16 protein-coding genes are annotated in these 17,872 nt (G+C 32.2%); 5 read left to right on the forward strand and 11 right to left on the reverse strand.

Going from position 1 to position 17,872, the window contains the following annotated elements; all coding sequences use genetic code 11:
* Window positions 1–21: 21 nt before the first annotated feature.
* A complete protein-coding gene (locus tag ACSUE0_RS13040; protein WP_436957678.1) occupies window positions 22–597 on the reverse strand; it encodes a peptidoglycan recognition protein family protein in 576 nt (191 codons plus the stop codon).
* 230 nt (window positions 598–827) lie between these two features.
* Between ACSUE0_RS13040 and rsp the strand changes: the two genes are divergently transcribed.
* The gene (gene rsp / locus ACSUE0_RS13045) at window positions 828–2,927 is read left to right on the forward strand and encodes an AraC family transcriptional regulator Rsp (protein WP_436957680.1); all 2,100 of its coding nucleotides are present in this window, start codon (window positions 828–830) and stop codon (window positions 2,925–2,927) included.
* Between the two features lie 146 nt (window positions 2,928–3,073).
* Complete coding sequence (locus ACSUE0_RS13050) at window positions 3,074–3,421, forward strand: DUF4889 domain-containing protein (RefSeq protein ID WP_119613361.1); 348 nt, start codon at window positions 3,074–3,076, stop codon at window positions 3,419–3,421.
* Window positions 3,422–3,556: 135 nt separating this feature from the next.
* On the opposite strand, the gene ACSUE0_RS13055 is transcribed toward ACSUE0_RS13050, so the two are convergent.
* Window positions 3,557–3,916 (reverse strand): DUF3139 domain-containing protein, encoded by a 360-nt coding sequence (locus ACSUE0_RS13055; protein WP_119613362.1) that lies wholly within the window; start codon window positions 3,914–3,916, stop codon window positions 3,557–3,559.
* 385 nt (window positions 3,917–4,301) lie between these two features.
* Between ACSUE0_RS13055 and ACSUE0_RS13060 the strand changes: the two genes are divergently transcribed.
* The 3 genes from ACSUE0_RS13060 to ACSUE0_RS13070 all read left to right on the forward strand — a co-directional run bounded on the left by ACSUE0_RS13060 (window position 4,302) and on the right by ACSUE0_RS13070 (window position 5,810).
* Entirely contained in the window at window positions 4,302–4,742 is a 441-nt protein-coding gene (locus ACSUE0_RS13060) for a MarR family winged helix-turn-helix transcriptional regulator (protein WP_107557759.1), read from the forward strand.
* A 237-nt stretch (window positions 4,743–4,979) separates the two neighbouring features.
* On the forward strand, window positions 4,980–5,348 hold the full coding sequence (locus tag ACSUE0_RS13065; protein WP_119613364.1) for an Hsp20 family protein: 369 nt from the start codon (window positions 4,980–4,982) through the stop codon (window positions 5,346–5,348).
* Window positions 5,349–5,375: 27 nt separating this feature from the next.
* A complete protein-coding gene (locus tag ACSUE0_RS13070) occupies window positions 5,376–5,810 on the forward strand; it encodes an Hsp20/alpha crystallin family protein (protein WP_436957683.1) in 435 nt (144 codons plus the stop codon).
* Window positions 5,811–5,893: 83 nt separating this feature from the next.
* On the opposite strand, the gene ACSUE0_RS13075 is transcribed toward ACSUE0_RS13070, so the two are convergent.
* The 9 genes from ACSUE0_RS13075 to lip form a co-directional block, all read right to left on the reverse strand.
* On the reverse strand, window positions 5,894–7,060 hold the full coding sequence (locus ACSUE0_RS13075; protein WP_436957685.1) for a nitrate/nitrite transporter: 1,167 nt from the start codon (window positions 7,058–7,060) through the stop codon (window positions 5,894–5,896).
* Between the two features lie 382 nt (window positions 7,061–7,442).
* Window positions 7,443–8,096: a nitrate respiration regulation response regulator NreC gene (gene nreC, locus ACSUE0_RS13080; RefSeq protein WP_436957687.1), complete on the reverse strand. Its 654-nt coding sequence runs from the start codon at window positions 8,094–8,096 to the stop codon at window positions 7,443–7,445.
* Between the two features lie 20 nt (window positions 8,097–8,116).
* A complete protein-coding gene (locus tag ACSUE0_RS13085) occupies window positions 8,117–9,151 on the reverse strand; it encodes a sensor histidine kinase (protein ID WP_436957689.1) in 1,035 nt (344 codons plus the stop codon).
* Window positions 9,152–9,160: 9 nt separating this feature from the next.
* Entirely contained in the window at window positions 9,161–9,613 is a 453-nt protein-coding gene (nreA, locus tag ACSUE0_RS13090) for a nitrate respiration regulation accessory nitrate sensor NreA (RefSeq protein WP_436957691.1), read from the reverse strand.
* A gap of 14 nt (window positions 9,614–9,627) precedes the next feature.
* Window positions 9,628–10,305: a respiratory nitrate reductase subunit gamma gene (gene narI, locus ACSUE0_RS13095; protein WP_436957693.1), complete on the reverse strand. Its 678-nt coding sequence runs from the start codon at window positions 10,303–10,305 to the stop codon at window positions 9,628–9,630.
* Window positions 10,298–10,873 (reverse strand): nitrate reductase molybdenum cofactor assembly chaperone, encoded by a 576-nt coding sequence (gene narJ, locus ACSUE0_RS13100; RefSeq protein ID WP_436957695.1) that lies wholly within the window; start codon window positions 10,871–10,873, stop codon window positions 10,298–10,300. The genes narI and narJ overlap by 8 nt, the downstream gene beginning before the upstream one ends.
* Window positions 10,866–12,434, reverse strand: a complete 1,569-nt coding sequence (gene narH, locus ACSUE0_RS13105; protein WP_436957697.1) for a nitrate reductase subunit beta — start codon at window positions 12,432–12,434, stop codon at window positions 10,866–10,868. Before narH ends, narJ begins: the two co-directional genes overlap by 8 nt.
* Window positions 12,424–16,107, reverse strand: a complete 3,684-nt coding sequence (locus ACSUE0_RS13110; RefSeq protein WP_436957699.1) for a nitrate reductase subunit alpha — start codon at window positions 16,105–16,107, stop codon at window positions 12,424–12,426. Before ACSUE0_RS13110 ends, narH begins: the two co-directional genes overlap by 11 nt.
* Before the next feature lie 247 nt (window positions 16,108–16,354).
* On the reverse strand, window positions 16,355–17,872 hold a 1,518-nt coding region (lip, locus tag ACSUE0_RS13115), incomplete at its 5' end, for a YSIRK-targeted triacylglycerol lipase (RefSeq protein WP_436957701.1).

A 17,872-nucleotide genomic window follows, 5' to 3' on the forward strand; every position in this document is an offset into this window, starting at 1 on the left:
CTAAATTTAAAGTGTTAATAATTATCCAACTACCGTCATATCACTTCCTTTTATATTGAAATAATAGGATTTAATCTTGTCTATAAAATAGTCTTGTAGCATTTTTATATTTTCTTCATTTGTAGGTGCATTATCCAAATGAATTGACCAAGCTCTTGCAGGACATTCCGTATCATAAAACATTTTATGCAGTTTTACTGTATTTCTATTTACAGGTAACTGATTTTTTTTCAATATTAAGGCTGCAATCCAATAACTAGCTTCTTCATTCTTAATAAATTGTTCATCAGACAATATTCCATTAATTTTTGATTGACAACGTTCTATACCTATATAATGCTCGTTCGCAAAAGTATTACCACAGTGCCACTCTACATATGGAGATGGATGAAACCAATAACATGTCTGCTTATCAACATATGCACACGCCCACCCTTTTTCCAATTCATTATTATCTATCCTTTGCTGTAGCCAGACAATATAATCCTCTGCACTATTATTTTCTGCATCGTCATGCAACACGACACCTAATACTTCAGATTTTAATTTCGTTATTTTAGATTCTTGATTGTAAAATTTAGAATAAATGTGCTTCATTTTTCAAAACCTCCGTGACAAATAGAACAATACGAATTTTTAAGTTGATTTCTCAGAAAAAATTATCTGCTAATCAAAATACATTGTCTGAAATTTAATTTTTAACACCGAATCTCTTTATAAGATTAAAAAATATTTATATTTAAAGGATTAAAAGTCATAACTTTTTGTAATATAATGTATTTTGAACAATATACCAATTCAAATTATTATTAGGAGTTGCCTTTACTATGAATAGTACAACTTTGTGTATTCACGAATTTCTAAACACTCATACACAACGATGTATACATCAAGTCATACTTTTATTTTCATTAAACAATAAGCTAGATGTTACCCTAAATGGCCATCAATTATCTGCTGAAAACCATATCATTATCATAAATCACAATGATTTATATCACATTTCAGATTCTGAACAAGTAGTAGAAATGTGTATACCTGTCCAACAATTCACAAAAACAATTAAAAGTTTCTTCAATTTTTACTATAACTACAAATTATTAAATTCCAATGAATATCTTAAGTTCCAAATCTTAACGATGATTCAACAGTTGAGCCAATGCGGACCTTCTGAGCTACCTATACTCAATGAAATTCTAACTATAATCAATAAGGAGGCAAAAATAGAACATGACTTTACTTATATTCCATCTATATGCACAGAAAACACCTTATTAAATGATATAACTGATTTTATAAAAGCTCATGTTACCCAATCACTTTCATCCAAAGATGTTTCGAGTACATTTTATATTTCTGCGCCTTATATTTCTATATTGTTTAAGAAATATTTAGGTATTAGCTTTAAACATTATATAACTAGTCTTAAGATTGCTTTATCACTCGCTGATCTTATTCAAACGAAACACGCAATTTATCATATATCTGAACATTATGGATTCAATCATTATTCAAATTATATTCATCAATTTAAATTTTTCTTAAATATGACACCTAATGAATTTCGAAAATCAATACATGCTTCACATCAAAACAACATTGTACTAATCAATAATGATTTGAATAGATTCAAGCCCCAAATTGATTTAATAACTAAAGAAAAGCCTGTTTCATCAAATCAATTACAAATTGATACCAAGCGATTAAATTTTAAGGATTTGGCAAAACCTCCTACTATTTTTATTCATATAGATAGTTTAATGGATATTATTCAGTCTGACTTTAATTCTAAATTCAGTTTTAAAGATTTAACTGATGCCTATGTATTAATTAATAATATTAGAAATCTCTCATTAGAAAATTTAAGTCTCACTGGTATGATTGATTTTATTGATTCACTATTCTCTGATTATATCGGTATCGCGCTAAGAATAAAATCTATGACACAGTTTGATTTTGTCGAAAGCTTAATATTACAATTTTTAAAATTTAAACCAAAATATGCAAAATATCAGCAGAATTATAATTTCCTAATTCTCTTTGATACCTCTCATTTATCATTAAACGAAGTTAATCGATTATATATTAAAATTAAAAATCTGAACTTTAATATAAAAATGGCTATTACCATCGAAGGTGTAGTTAACCAGGTTAATTCTTTAAAAAATGCTTTCACACTACTCCAAAGGTTTAACTTTGATTATCATTTTATCGATATAGAGCAAGCACAAGTTCGAAATTTATTAAATAAAAAAGGAGAGGGCTTTAATAATTCAATGAGTTATTACGATTACTTTAATAAAGTAATCAAATCTTCACATATTGATACATCAAAGTTTGTATACACAAAACTTACAAAGCAATGCTTCAAGTTTTACGAAGAAAGCCATCCTTTAGAAATAGCTGATTTAATGTGTCATATTCTTATCTTATTAAATAGAGGTTGCGGTGTAGGGTATGAATTAATGCGTAAAGAGAAAGCTGATGTCGCTTTGATGAATAGTCATGGCATTTATGAACCCCTAATGTATATATATCAATTCATTAGACATTTTATAGGCAAACCAGTTTCTATCCATAAAAACTTTATTATACTAAAGGAAAAAGAAGAAATTCATTTACTTTTATTCAATTCCATAAATCGTCGTACTTCACCAAAAGAAGTACTTAATCTTGTCTTAAAACAAACTATATTAAATTCAAAAATCACATTGTTCATACAGACATTGAATCGAGAACATGGATTTATTGACTATGCATTACCATCTTCATTTAATGACATATATATTGAAAGATCATTATTACGATATATTGAACAATCTACTATACCAAAAGCAGAAATTAGACAGTTTACAGAATTTAAAAATAGCTTAGAATTTATTTTGCATCATGATGAACTAAAATATATTCGTATATTACCGTCTTAACTTTTCATATTTTAATTACGATAAACTTAACAAATTTTAAAATATAGTAAAATACATTTAGCTAAATCATGGTTTGTGCTTTCGATTGCATAAATTAAATATTTTAGATATAACAGAAGAAAATAGATATAAAGGAGAATTATACTTTGAAAAACAGTAAAGTGTTCGCAATTACTATAAGTGCATTAATGTTAATTGTTGCTACTGTATTGATTATTATGATGTTGTCGAGTGGTCAAAAAGAAACTTATTATGGCTATATGAAAAATGAAACAACCGCCGATAAAATAATTAGTGAAAAAAATCATAAAATAGAAAATGATGTTAAATTACCGGCTGAATCAGGGTTTTCTCCTAAAAAAGGAGATTTCGTTAAGTTAATTAAAGCTGAAGGCGATGGCGCTTTTAGTAAAATGGAAGTTGTCGATCATGACGACATTCCTCATGGTTTAATGATGAAAATTCACGACATGGATGACAAGAAAGGCATGTAATCTTTGTACTATAACCTCAATGCAAAAACTCATACATGCACACCTCTAATAACATGATAATATATAAAAAAATGAGTTAGAGACAGGGACAAATTAATTGTCCCTGTCTCTAACTCATATATTAACAATGTATGCCTATTTATCTTTCGGTTTATAGTCTTCCTTAAATTCGTTATGTTTAGCATCTTTGATATTTTTATTGGTTTCACTATCAAATCCTTGTACTAAAATACCTTTAAATGTACTAATTGGTTGCACTGTATAAGTATGTTCTGAATCATCTTTAAATTTAACTTGCTTATAATATAAACCCTTTTTAGCACTATATAATGTTTTCTCGTATTCAATTTTCTCAGTTAAATTTTGTTCATCCATATAATGATCTACTAGTTCTAGGTTTTTATGTCCCTGATATGTTCTCATGCCAAAGAAAAATACAATAGCAATAATCAGTGACACCACTAATAGACCTATGATTTTAAAAAATGTTTTCATCATTAATCTCCTTTAGTTAAAACGATAACTTTCTAACTGATAGATGAGTAGTTATGCCCCTCATTAACGCTTTATTACACCTTTATTATATAATAAAACACATAATATTATTAGTATGACTGATTACAAATAATTTATAAAGTCATATAGCCTTTTTGTAACAAAATCTCCTTAAATTAATTTCGAATTTAAACTAAATTTTCACTTTCTAAAAGCATACTTTGTTAATTTAAAAGTACTTCATATAACAGTACTTTTCCACTATATAGTTTTTAGTTAAGTAAACGTCGATAAATATTATTTTTTTAATAGAAAGAGGTGCACAACTGTTCCTTGACAACAACCATAGTTCATAATAAGGTTAAATTTCAAAAGGGGTGATTAAATGGAGGAAAAAGATAGCTACTTAGAAAGACAACTATGTTTTCTTTTTTATGTGTCTTCTAAAGAAATCATTAAGAAGTATACGTCTTACTTAAAAGAATTCGATTTAACATATACAGGCTATATTGTATTACTTGCAATTAAGGTAGATGAAAAACTCAACATTAAAACGCTTGGCGAACGTGTTTATTTAGATTCAGGGACACTTACACCTTTACTTAAAAAACTTGAGAAAAAAGGATATGTAACTAGAACACGTGAAATTGATGATGAGCGTAACCTACAGATTGCACTTACTGAAAAAGGTGCAAATGTTAAAGAACCACTCTCTAAAATATCAAAACGTGTGTTTAGCGAATTCGATATGGACATAGATGAAGCTATTAATCTAAAAGAAACATTACAACACTTCGTTAATAAACATTTTTCTAAAGATATTTAATCTGTTAGAGGTAAAGTTAAAGTTAGAAGTTCTAGTTTTCATGTTATTATTTTTGACTTTACTTGCCTCTTACTTAAATCTTTTTACTACGCCCCCACTCTGTCACAATCCCACCAATGGTATTAACTCAATTAAACTAATATTTAGCTCTTTTTTATTTATACATAGTTTGACTTTGACTTTCTTTGACTAATGTATTATACTGTATTTGTAAGATAAAAGGAGAGGTGAATAGAGATGATACAAAGCGCTAACAATCTTACTAAAGATTTATTAGAAAGTTTAGTCTCAGACCATCACGATTTCAAAGTAACTGTATACCAAGCACAAGATAGCTATACAGTTGAAGCTGAACTTCCTGGTTATCAAAAAGATGATATTACTATTAATTTCGAACATAAAACATTAACTATACTAGCAAAACGTGCATCTAATTTAGAACAGCAAGGTACTTATTTAATTAACGAACGCAATTCTAATAAACAAAGTAGACAGTTTATCTTTAAACATATAGACACAAATAAAATAAAAGCATCTATGAATGACGGCATCTTAACTATAAAACTGCCAATCAAGCAAACAAAAACACAAATTTCAATCGACTAAATCTAAAAATTTAAGGAGAGAGATATAATGGCTTTTGATAAAAAACCGTATAATAATCCATTTTTTGAAGGTGACCCAACTGAGTTATTTAGAGATTTTGGACGTCAATTTTTTGAAAACTTTCCTGAAACTTCAAGCATTAAATCAGATGTAAGAGAGTTAGATCATACCTTCATAATCGAAGCTGAACTCCCTGGTTTTAAAAAAGAAAATATTAGTTTACAATTTGAAAATGACACTTTAACAATTGAAGGTAAGCAATCAAATGATACTAAAGAACAAGATGAAGACGGTCGTATCCTTCATCAAGAACGAACTTATAGCGATGTTAAACGTCAATATCCTTTTGACAATATAGATGAAACTGCTATTAAAGCATCGTTTGAAAATGGTATATTAAACGTAACACTACCTAAAAAAGACCAAGAGGAACACTCAGCATCAAATATTCAAATAGATTAATATAGTCATTTTATTGGCTACTGAAAATCTTTATAAGATAAATTTAAAAGCTGAAGTTAGATAATTATCTAACTTCAGCTTTTTTATAATGTCGGATTTAATTTTTCACGTTTCATAATATGAATCATGGTAACTAAAGCAATCACTCCGAATATAGCTAATAAGATAAAAGAGAAATGGCTTGTTCCAGTGAGACTTGTTACATAAGCTATGACTAATGGTGGGAAGAAACCACCTAGCCCCCCCATCATCGAAACGATACCATTAGCTGATCCAGCCTCTTTTCCAAAATAAGTTGGTACGAGCTTAAATATTAAGCCATTACCGACTCCTGCGCACATACTAATAAGTAAACATCCAATTGTAAATAATAAGATATGATCTGATAGACCTAACGTAATCGCTCCTATAATCATTAATATAAAATCACAGATTAGTAAAGTTACAGCATTAAACTTATCACCTAACACTCCACCTAAAGGTCTTAGAAAAGTAGCTAATGCGATAAACACCCCTGCTCTTATACCAGCATCAACTTCACTGATACCAAAGTTTTGCACTAAGAAATTAGGTAAAAACAATCCAAAAGCTACGAATGAACCAAATGTAATAAAATACCAAAGTGATAAATAATATAATCTTAAATCTTTCATCAATATTTTATATTGTTTAACTAAAGGCACTTTAATTTTGGGTTCTTTACTGTCACCTAACAAAAACATAAAAATTGCAAAAAGTACTATGACGATTAAATAAACCCTAACTGTTGATTGCCAACCTATAATACCAGCAATCGGAGGTGCTAAGAATGAAGATATGGCAGTTCCTATATTTCCCATACCATATATACCATTTGCTAATCCTACGCGCTCTTTTGGAAAATATTTAGGAATAGATGTCACACCTACTGAAAATACAGCACCACCTACGCCAAGAAAGAAACCTGATGCCATTAACATCTTAGGTGATTGTGCATGGCTTAGAAAGTATATCGGAAATAATAATATAATAAAGCTACAAAAGAATACCCATTTCGCCCCAATAATATTTGTTAAATAACCAAAAGGCACTCTTAAAATAGAACCTAATATAACAGGAATAGCTAAAATAATAGAAAGTTGGCTGCTTGTTATATGTACATCCTGAGAGATAAAAGGCATTAGTGGCGCAATAATACTCCATGCCATGAACCCTACAACAAGACTTAAAGACTGCAATGTTAGTTGAAAACCACCACTTGCTTTGTTCATTCATTTCACCTTCAATTTATAATTATTTTGATAAATTAGGTCAGTATTTGCATATAGTTGAAGCGCTATATTTCTATATAACAATTATAAATATTAGCACCGGTGTAATATGAGTAAGTATAAACGTTTCTATATAGCATAATGCTGGCCACATTTTTATTATAAAACCTTTGTGAAAAAATGAACATAAGGATTATCCCTTATCAAATAGAGGAATTTCCCTACTTAATTAAGCGGATTTTATATAAGAAAAATATGCTTTGAAATTTAAGTTATTCACCGATTCCTTCTTTTATTTAATAAGTTCTAATCAACAAGAAAGAGCTAACCTATGCCTTATTATTTTAGGCAATTAAGTTAGCTCTTTTATATAAGTTCTACTTTAAAAATCAATCAATTTTTTCTTCATGGCATATTCTACTAATTCCGGTTTTGATTTTAATTCTAATTTTTGCATGATATGTGTTTTATGTGCCTCGACTGTTTTCACAGAAACAAATAACTTCTCAGCGATATCTTTATTCCCATAACCTTTTGCTATTAACGGTAATATCTCTATTTCACGCTTTGATAAAATTTTATAAGGATCAGTTGTTGTTTGCTTATCATTACCTGAATTATTCACGAATTCATTGACTAACGATGTCGTCAATTTCATATCAACATATGTTTCACCTTTAAATACTGTTCTAATTGCTAGTATCAATTGTTCATCTGGGGCATTTTTTAAAATATATCCTTTAGCACCGTTTCTCAATACGTGAAATAAATATTCTTCATCATCATACATTGTTAATATTAGTATTTTTGTATCTGGAAAACTTTCTGTAATTTTACTTGTGGCTATAAGCCCTGACTCGCCAGGTGGCATACTTAAGTCCATAATTAGTACATCAGGCTTGTACTTCATCACCTTTTGATAAGCTTCCATACCATCGGCTGCAGTCCCAACGACTTCCATATCTTCTTGATAATTTAATATCATTGTAAATCCAGTACGCACAACTGCATGATCATCCGCGATAACTATTCTCAAAATTAATGTCTCCTTATTCCCTATATTGGAACTTCTAATGTAACAATTGTGCCTCGACCTATTTGAGTATCAATATTTATCTCAGCATTTACAAGTTCTGCACGCTCGTTCATACCATAAAGTCCCAAGCCAGTTCCCTTTGGCTGGTCTGTCTTTATAAATCCATTGCCTCTATCTATAATTTCTGCAATTAGCTTACCGTGACTAACTTGTACCTCAACTTCAATTGTATCAACGTTTGCATATTTTATGGCGTTAAACAAAGCTTCTTGTACTATTCTATAAACTACAGTTTCAATTTCATTATCAAACCTACGCATCGTTAAATTAGATTGATAGATAATATTGATACCATAATTTACTTCTACCTGTTTAAAATATGTCTTAAAGGCTGCGTCTAACCCTAAGTCATCTAATGAAGATGGTCTAAGTTCTACAGATAAATTACGTATATCATCAATTAATTTAGACATCAATCCTTCTATACGCTTAGAACCATTAACCAACTGCTCTATTTCTTGTTGATATTTTAATAATCTTAATTCAACATCTATATTTAGCATTTCTTGTACTACACTGTCATGTAATTCTCTAGATATTCGTTTTCTTTCGTTTTCTTGAGCAGAAATTGTTTTTTGCATCATTTTTCTTTGATACATCTTATCATGTCTTTCTATTTGAGGTGACACATTTTGTAACGTGAACGCTTTAATTCCTTTGGATTCATCAATTGTTTGATAGGTAGCTGCAAAAGGCTCAACTGTACCACGTGTCGTTTTCATAAATACCTGAAAGCTTGTATTCCCAACATTTTCAGCTTCTAAAAAGCAATGTCTACATGATTGCAAATCGAATTCATTAGTATAACCATCACAATGATTACATATGACATTTGTCATGCCTTCATAGTCATTATCCAATGAGATGATATCACTTGCTGCCTGGTTCATTGCAATCACTTGGCCACGATTATCGACAAATACAATTTTTTCACTCGTATTATTAAAGTATTGCATTAATAATGCTTCCATATCTAGCTGTTGCTTGCTTTCCATTATAATCACCTAATCTTCTTCATTAAATATACCCAATTTACTTTTAAGTGATATGTTTTTATATGTTTTGGGCAAAGGTTGTTGATTTCGCTGACCTAGTAGCAAAACACCATAAACTTTCTTTTCATACCATAATGGTATTGCAACCATCGCTGTTAATAACTCACAAAGGACGATAGGATATTTATGTTGTTCATGTGAAGATAATAATTGCGCTACATTTTCTATCACCATACGCTTACCCGTCTTCATCACATTACCTGCTAACCCTTTTCCTTTGCGTAGTACAATTAATTTATAACGATTATTTAAATTTCCAGAGGCATAACACCATTTAATTGGTGAAATATCACTTTCTTGTTCATAAAATGCGATTGCAGCAAAATCAAATCCTTCTTCGATTCGAATTGAGTCTAATATTGATTGGTAATTAATACTTTCTCTTAACGATAATGCATTCAACTTATCGCCTCCATTCAAACTTTATGTTTACGATAAATAATATAACTACGACTTGCATATGTGAGTGGCACACTCCATACATGCACGAGTCTAGTAAACGGCCAGAATGCCATAATAATAAAACCTAAAAGTATATGCATTTTAAAAGCTAGCGGCACCTGTAACATCAAATCGGCATCTGGAGAAAATATAAATAATTGCCTAAACCAAACTGATATTGTTTCTCTATAATCAAATGAGGGTGTCGTTGCGTTAGTTACTAGTGTTGCGTAGCATCCCATAAAAACAATCGCTAATAATAAGAAATTAACAATAATATCAGATGCTGAGCTTAATCTTCTAATATTTTTTTTGGTTACACGTCGTGCAGTTAATAACAACATACCAATCAGTGTTATTATACCAAAAATACTTCCAATATAAACAGCTCCAATGTGGTATAAATGATCATTTACACCTACTGCTGTTAGCCAAGAAGCAGGAATAAGCAAACCTACTATATGTCCCATTGCTACAGGTATAATACCCAAATGAAACATCAAACTTCCCCATTTAAGTTGTTTCTTTTCTATAAATTCACTAGATTTTGCAGTCCAAGAAAATTTATTAAACTTAAATCTAGCAAGATGTCCGAGGAAAAATATAGCTATACATAAATAGGGCATAATCACCCATAAGAATTGATTAAACATGTTGCTTCACCTCATTTACAGGCTCTATACAAGCTTTTAACGTCTCTCTTAAACCTTTTATCAAGAAATAATAAGGACTATTTTGCTCTGCCAATTGATGTGCCATCGCATACGTACCGTCTTCAATAATCATAATGACAAATTCAATGTTCCCTTTTGCTCGTGGATCATTTTTCCACTGAGCAATATATAAAAATTCAAGCATTAATGGCAGAAAATCAGATAGTTCATTATCTGCCATTTTCAATCCAAACATTTCGTATAATACTTTTAATTTAGCTAATAATTGCCCTCTTTCTTTTTGAGTATCAAATTTATTATATGTCATATAGAGTGGCGCAGTTTTATTAAAATCAAATGTATCGGAATACAATTGCTTTATTTGTAATAAACTTAATTCATACATTTGTTTACGATATTGAATTAAATCTTGGTATGCAGGATGTTCCATATGAATAACTTCTTTAAACGTTTTAGGGTGCAATGTCAGCTTTTCTGGAAATGTTAATTGCTGTGCAAAGTATCCAAGTGCCTCTTGGTGTTTATTAAAATGCGCTAAATTAATCACGGAAAATCCCTCCATAAAAATTATCATTATAGATTTCTTGTCCTGATTTTCCAGAAGAAGTAGTTACAGGAACACCACATCCTTCACAATTTGAGCCAAAGTATTCTTCTCCATATCCTTCGCTACCTTGTGCACGATATGTGTCCATATATGCTTCTTTGTGTGATGTAGGTATTACAAAACGGTCCTCATGTTTAGCAATTGCCAATAATCGATACATATCTTTAGTTTGTCTTTCTGATAACCCAAGTCTTGATAATCTATCTACATCAAATGCTTTATTTGTTACCTGTGCACGCATGTAACTTCTCATCATTGCCATGCGTTGTAATGCAGATTTCACTGGCTCAGTATCACCTGCTGTGAATAAGTTAGCCAAATATTGAATTGGTAACCTCATTTCTTCGATTGCTGGAAAAATCATATCGGGATTTCTATTCGCCTTTGCTGCAGTTTGTCCTTCAAAATAACTCATAATAGGGCTGAGTGGCGGACAATACCATACCATTGGCATCGTGCGATATTCTGGATGTAAAGGAAATGCCAATTTATATTCAATAGCCAATTTATAGACTGGAGAATTCTGAGCAGCTTCTATCCATTCTAATGAGACTCCATCTTTTTGTGCTTGTTCTATAACCGCTTCATCATAAGGATTCAAAAATAAATCCACTTGTTTTTCGTATAATTCTTGTTCATTTTCAGCTGTAGCAGCTTCTTCTACTCTATCAGCATCATAAAGTAATACGCCTAAATAACGCATTCTGCCCGTGCACGTTTCTGAACATACCGTTGGCATCCCTGCCTCAATACGAGGAAAACAGAATGTACATTTCTCTGCTTTATTTGTTTTCCAGTTGAAATAAACTTTTTTGTATGGGCAACCTGTCATACAATATCTCCAACCACGACAAGCATCCTGATCTACAAGAACAATACCATCTTCGTCACGTTTATACATTGCTCCAGATGGACATGATGCTACACAACTTGGATTCAAACAATGTTCACATAATCTAGGTAAATACATCATAAATGTTTGATCAAATTGAAATTTAATATCTTCTTCAATACGTTTAATATTGGGATCTTCTGGTCCTGTAACATGACCACCTGCCAAATCATCTTCCCAGTTTGGTCCCCATTCTAAGTTTAATTTATCACCTGAAATCAATGAATGTGCTGTAGCTACCGGAGAGTGATTTCCAGCCTTAGCTGTTGTAAGATTTTCATAATTATATGTCCAAGGCTCATAGTAATCTTTAATCACTGGCATATTAGGATTGTAAAATATTTTCCCTAAAGCAATTTTCGATAACTTACTTCCTGATTTCAGTTCTAATTTACCTTTTTTATTTAAATACCAACCGCCCTTATATTGCTCTTGATCTTCCCATTGTTTCGGATAACCAATACCAGGCTTCGTTTCTACGTTATTAAACCACATATATTCCGCACCAGGACGGTTAGTCCACGTACTCTTACAAGTAACACTACACGTGTGGCAACCTATACATTTATCTAAATTTAACACCATTGCAATTTGCGCTTTAATCTTCAAGCCAGTCAACCTCCTTCAGCTTTCTCACTGCTACATAAACATCTCTTTGGTTCCCTATTGGTCCATAATAGTTAAAGTGATAACTAATTTGTGCATAACCTCCAACAAGTTGTGTTGGCTTTAAATGAATACGTGTTGGGGCATTATGTGAACCGCCCCTTGTGTCTGTTATTTGTGACCCCGGTGTTTCAATATGTTTATCTTGAGCATGATACATAAACATCGTGCCTTTTGGCATTCTATGAGATACTACTGCTCTTGCTGTTACAACACCATTTCGGTTATAGATTTCTAACCAGTCATTATCTTTGATATCATGTCTTTCTGCATCCTCATTGGAAAGCCATACAGTTGGACCACCTCTAAATAAAGTCAACATATGTTGGTTATCTTGATAAGTGGAGTGGATATTCCATTTACCATGTGGTGTTAAATAGCGCAAGACAAGCGTACTTTCATCTCCCGTTACCTTCTTGTCTCTCGTACCGAATACCATTGGTGGTAAAGTTGGTTTATACACAGGTAAACTTTCACCGAATTGCTGGAACACTTCATGGTCAACGTAATAACTTTGTCGTCCTGTTAATGTTCTAAATGGAACTAATCGTTCTATATTAGTAGTAAATGGTGAATAACGTTTACCATTTTTATTTGAGCCCGGGAACACAGCTGTTGGAATGACTTCTCGCGGTTGAGCAGTTATATTTAAAAATGAAATTTTTTCTGATGTGCGTTCACTTGAAATATCTTTCAACGGCATACCTGTTTGTTGTTCTAAATCTTCATAAGATTTTTGCGATAACTTACCATTTGTAGCTGAAGATAAATTTAATACAACGTCTGCAGCTCGTCTTGCAGTATCTAATCTCGGTCTATTATTTTTTATGGAATCCTCCACTTCTTCATTCCATGTTCCAACCATGCTTTTTAACTCTTCATATTGTTCTGATACTGAGAAACTTACTCCATGAGCCCCTATTTTAGCTTTTTCTAATAAAGGTCCTACTGTAACGTATTTATCAAATATTTTAGTATAATCCCTATCGACTACTGCAAAACCTGGCATTGTTTTTCCAGGTATTGCTTCAATTTCACCCTTCGTCCAATCTTTAATTATGCCATTCACATTAGATATTTCTTGTTTTGAATCGTGTGCAAGTGGTGCTGTAACGACATCTTTATAAACACCTTTAAGATGTGTTTTAGCCATTTCTGATATTTCTTTGCTCAATGTTTTAAAAATATCCCAATCTGAACGTGACTCCCATAATGGGTCTATTGCCGGATTAAATGGGTGTACAAATGGGTGCATATCTGTAGATGATAAATCGTGTTTTTCATACCATGTTGCAGCAGGTAAGACAATATCTGAATACAATGGTGTGGATGTCATTCTAAAATCTAGGGATACAAGTAAATCCAGTTTTCCTTCTGTATCTTCTCTCCATTGAATTTCTTCTGGTTTCACCTCTTCGTTTGGTTCAGCTAATAACCCTGACTTCGCACCGAGTAAATGTTTCATAAAGTATTCTTGTCCTTTAGCAGAACTTGATATTAAATTAGAGCGCCAAAGGAACAATGTTTTTGGATGATTCTGTTTTGAATCTGGGTCTTCAATTGCAAATTTTGTTTCTCTAGACTTTACGGACTCAATCGCACGTTTCATGATTGCTTCATTATTAAATTCTCCAGCATCTTTCGCTTCCTCACCAAAAGATAAACTGTTTCTATCAAATTGAGGATAAGACGGTAACCAACCACATCTAGCAGCTAAGACATTGTAATCAGCAGGATGTTGATGTTTAATATTTTCTGCCAATGGAGATTTCAAACTATCGATATTTGATTCTTCATATTTCCATTGGTCTGTTGCGAAGTAAAACCAACTTGTTCCATTTTGTAAACGTGGTGGCGCTTGCCAGTCTTTAGCAAAAGCAATCGTATTCCACCCTTCAATTGGGCGACATTTTTCTTGTCCAACATAGTGTGCCCATCCGCCACCGTTTACTCCTTGACAGCCGCATAATAATACTAAATTCAAAATAGAACGATAAATCGTGTCCGAATTAAACCAATGATTAATACCAGCTCCCATGATAATCATTGAACGCCCTTCGGTATCAATTGCGTTTTGCGCAAACTCTAGACCAACTTGGGTCACAACACTTTGTTTAACACCAGTAATTTTTTCTTGCCATGCAGGTGTATAATATGACGCTGGATCATCATATCCTGATGCCTCAAGTTCATGATCGAAACGTTTCACACCATACTGACTCGTCATTAAATCAAATACAGTGGTAATATATTTCTCTTCACCATTTGCTAATTTAATCTTTTGTACAGCAATAGGACGCTCAAATATACCATTACCTTCATTATTAAAAAATGGAAATTGTATGTGTTTTAATTCATATTCCTCTTCAGCAAAACTCATTGCTGGATCAATTTGCTTACCTTCTTCATTTTCTAATTTCAGGTTCCATTGTTTGCCTTCTTCCCAACGCTGACCCATCGTACCATTTGGAACTGTTAATTGTTTTGCTAATTTATCAAAAATCACAGGTTTCCAGTCGCTATTTTCAGTATGCTGTCCTAGATCATGCGCACGTAAGAAACGCCCAGCTTTCAAGCCATTCTTATCTTCATCTAACATTAGGAGAAATGGCATATCGGTATATTGTTTTGCGTAATTAATAAAATAGTCATTCGGTTTATTCACATAATGTTCTTGTAAAATAACATGCGTCATTGCTTGTGCGACTGCAGCGTCTGTTCCTGGGTGCGGAGCTAACCAATTATCAGCAAATTTAACATTTTCTGCATAATCGGGCGCAACTGATACTACTTTTGTACCTTTATAGCGAACTTCTGTCATAAAATGCGCATCCGGTGTTCTTGTTAATGGGACATTAGATCCCCACATCATAATATAAGCTGCGTTGTACCAATCACTAGATTCTGGTACATCTGTTTGTTCACCCCATATTTGTGGAGAAGCAGGTGGTAAATCGGCATACCAGTCATAAAAGCTCAACATTTCTCCACCTAATAAACTCATAAAACGCGCGCCAGAAGCATAACTTAACATCGACATAGCTGGGATTGGTGTAAAACCAGCCAATCTATCGGGTCCATATTTCTTAATGGTATATATAATTTGAGCTGAAATGAGTTTTGACACATCTTTCCAATTTGTTCTTACTAACCCACCCTTACCTCTTGCTTGTTTATATGTTTTAGCTTTTTCTTCATTTTCAACAATCGACGCCCAAGCAGCTATCGTATTATTTTGATGCGCTTCTAATGCTTCTGTCCACAACTCCCATAACTTACCACGAATATAAGGATAACGGATGCGTAAAGGACTATATTCATACCAAGAAAAAGATGCTCCTCGAGGACATCCGCGTGGCTCAAATTCAGGTAAATCTGGTCCACAACTAGGGTAATCTGTTTGCTGGTTTTCCCAAGTAATGACACCATTTTTCACAAATACCTTCCAGGAACAAGATCCTGTACAGTTCACACCATGTGTTGTTCTTACTACTTTGTCATGACTCCAACGTTCTCTATACATTTTTTCCCATTCACGACTTTTACTTTCTAAGATTGACCAATCACCATTAAATCTTTCTGTTGGTTTAAAGAATTGCAATCCAAATTTTTTCATTTTATACATCCTCTCACATCATTCATGTATAATTTATATAGCATTCACAAATTTTGTATTTCTTTAATTCTTACAACCATTGTATATTTTTTCACAAAGTCTAAATATTAGGGATTTACCTATTTAGATAAAAGAAACCCCTAATAACTTTTCGAACATAAAAAACTCCCATTACTCGTAATAATGATTCTCACCATTACAAGTAAAGGGAGCTTTGATTAAAATTTGAAAGTCATTTTTCTTTTATTTATACGGCAACTGCCTGTTCTTCACGCGCCTCTACACGCATTAAGTGGTCAATAATACCAGTATAAAATTCTTCAAGTTCTTGTCCTGTACGTTTTCTATCAAGGTTATCAAGCCCTATGAAATCTACATGATCCCAATCTTTTTTAATTGGCATCACATTCCAAATACCTTTTTCTGTAGCTTGTGTTAAATCTTGTACTTTTTTAGCGGGTTGTCCGGTTGGACTTAATGCAGAAGTAACTGCTACAACACCATCATTTTCTTGCCAATCTTCTCTAGAATCTTTACCTATCAATTTACTTGTTAAATCCATTAATCCAAACAAACCTCTATTAGGTCTGTGATGACCTAAACTATTTTTATGCGTTGCTTGTCCCGCAAAAGATGTATATACAATATTAGGATTAACTGATGTATTTAAGTTCAAATCTTCTGCACCAAATGTTGTTAAATCTCTAGTTGCAACATCTTCCGTATTCCAAATCGGACTATCTTTCAATCTATTTACATATTCTATATAAGTTTCATTAGGCTGTTGTTCAAAGCCCCATTGTGAAAGTCCAAAATCAATTTTAGATTTTTTATTATTGCCTAATTTCGCTATATTGTTTAATACATTTTTGATAAAATTTGTATTTGCTAACTTATCAGAAGCTTGAGAACCTTTATGTGGCGTTGCCAATGTTGTAATTGATGAAATCATATTATCTTTTTGTCCTTGGAATAATGGAGAAATTGTACCACCATGTTGTTCATGATATTTAATTTCTTCTGGATTCCCAAAACGTAAAAATTGCTCAAGTAAACGAATCGTTTGTCCACCCATACTGTGACCAATTAAATGTACTTTCTGACCTGGTTTCCAATTTGGCATAACACCTTCGTATGTTTTACCGTATCTATTATGCCCGTATTTTGCAGCGTGTGCCGCACCATAATCTACCTGACCACCTTTAATGTAGTGATATAACTCTACAGCACGACCATAGTTACTGCCAACTGCACTTATACTCGCTTCGTATACTTCATAACCTGCTTTTTCTAATACTTCCTTTACTTTGTATTTCTTTCCACCCCAATAATTTGGGTACAAATCTGGTTTATTACCATCCATTAATCCTAAGAAACCATGTACCAATATAATTGGATATTTATTTACATGTACACCTTGTTCTGCTTTTTTAGCAGTTTTCAATAAAGATTTGACCTCAGCTTGTTGCACTTTAGAACGATTACGTGTTGTAGCTTGTTTATTTGCTTCGAAATCTTTTACTTTTGTTGGATCATTTTTAAACTCTTGCTTAACTTCATTTTTATTTGGATTAAAACCATTTTTTGTTTTTAAATTTTTTATCTTTTGTTCATTGCTATTTTCTTCATTTTTATTTTCAGTATCCGTTTGAGTTTCTTCTTTTTCTACTTCTGCTTTATTTGGACCTTCTTCTTCTTTTTCTGCTTCCACTTTATTTGGACCTTCTTCTTCTTTTTCTGCTTCCACTTTATTTGGACCTTCTTC

This window comes from Staphylococcus sp. AS1337 (assembly GCF_051408735.1).
In the GTDB taxonomy this organism is placed as follows: Bacteria; Bacillota; Bacilli; order Staphylococcales; family Staphylococcaceae; genus Staphylococcus; species Staphylococcus xylosus_B.

Bases quoted from the DNA above. Each gene is read 5' to 3' on its own strand.
- ACSUE0_RS13075 (WP_436957685.1), bottom strand. From the start codon at position 7,060: ATGAACAAAGCAAGTGGTGGTTTTCAACTAACATTGCAGTCTTTAAGT.
- rsp (WP_436957680.1), top strand. From the start codon at position 828: ATGAATAGTACAACTTTGTGTATTCACGAATTTCTAAACACTCATACA.
- ACSUE0_RS13110 (WP_436957699.1), bottom strand. From the start codon at position 16,107: ATGAAAAAATTTGGATTGCAATTCTTTAAACCAACAGAAAGATTTAAT.
- ACSUE0_RS13070 (WP_436957683.1), top strand. From the start codon at position 5,376: ATGGCTTTTGATAAAAAACCGTATAATAATCCATTTTTTGAAGGTGAC.
- ACSUE0_RS13060 (WP_107557759.1), top strand. From the start codon at position 4,302: ATGGAGGAAAAAGATAGCTACTTAGAAAGACAACTATGTTTTCTTTTT.
- ACSUE0_RS13055 (WP_119613362.1), bottom strand. From the start codon at position 3,916: ATGAAAACATTTTTTAAAATCATAGGTCTATTAGTGGTGTCACTGATT.
- ACSUE0_RS13040 (WP_436957678.1), bottom strand. From the start codon at position 597: ATGAAGCACATTTATTCTAAATTTTACAATCAAGAATCTAAAATAACG.
- ACSUE0_RS13085 (WP_436957689.1), bottom strand. From the start codon at position 9,151: ATGGAAAGCAAGCAACAGCTAGATATGGAAGCATTATTAATGCAATAC.
- ACSUE0_RS13065 (WP_119613364.1), top strand. From the start codon at position 4,980: ATGATACAAAGCGCTAACAATCTTACTAAAGATTTATTAGAAAGTTTA.
- narI (WP_436957693.1), bottom strand. From the start codon at position 10,305: ATGTTTAATCAATTCTTATGGGTGATTATGCCCTATTTATGTATAGCT.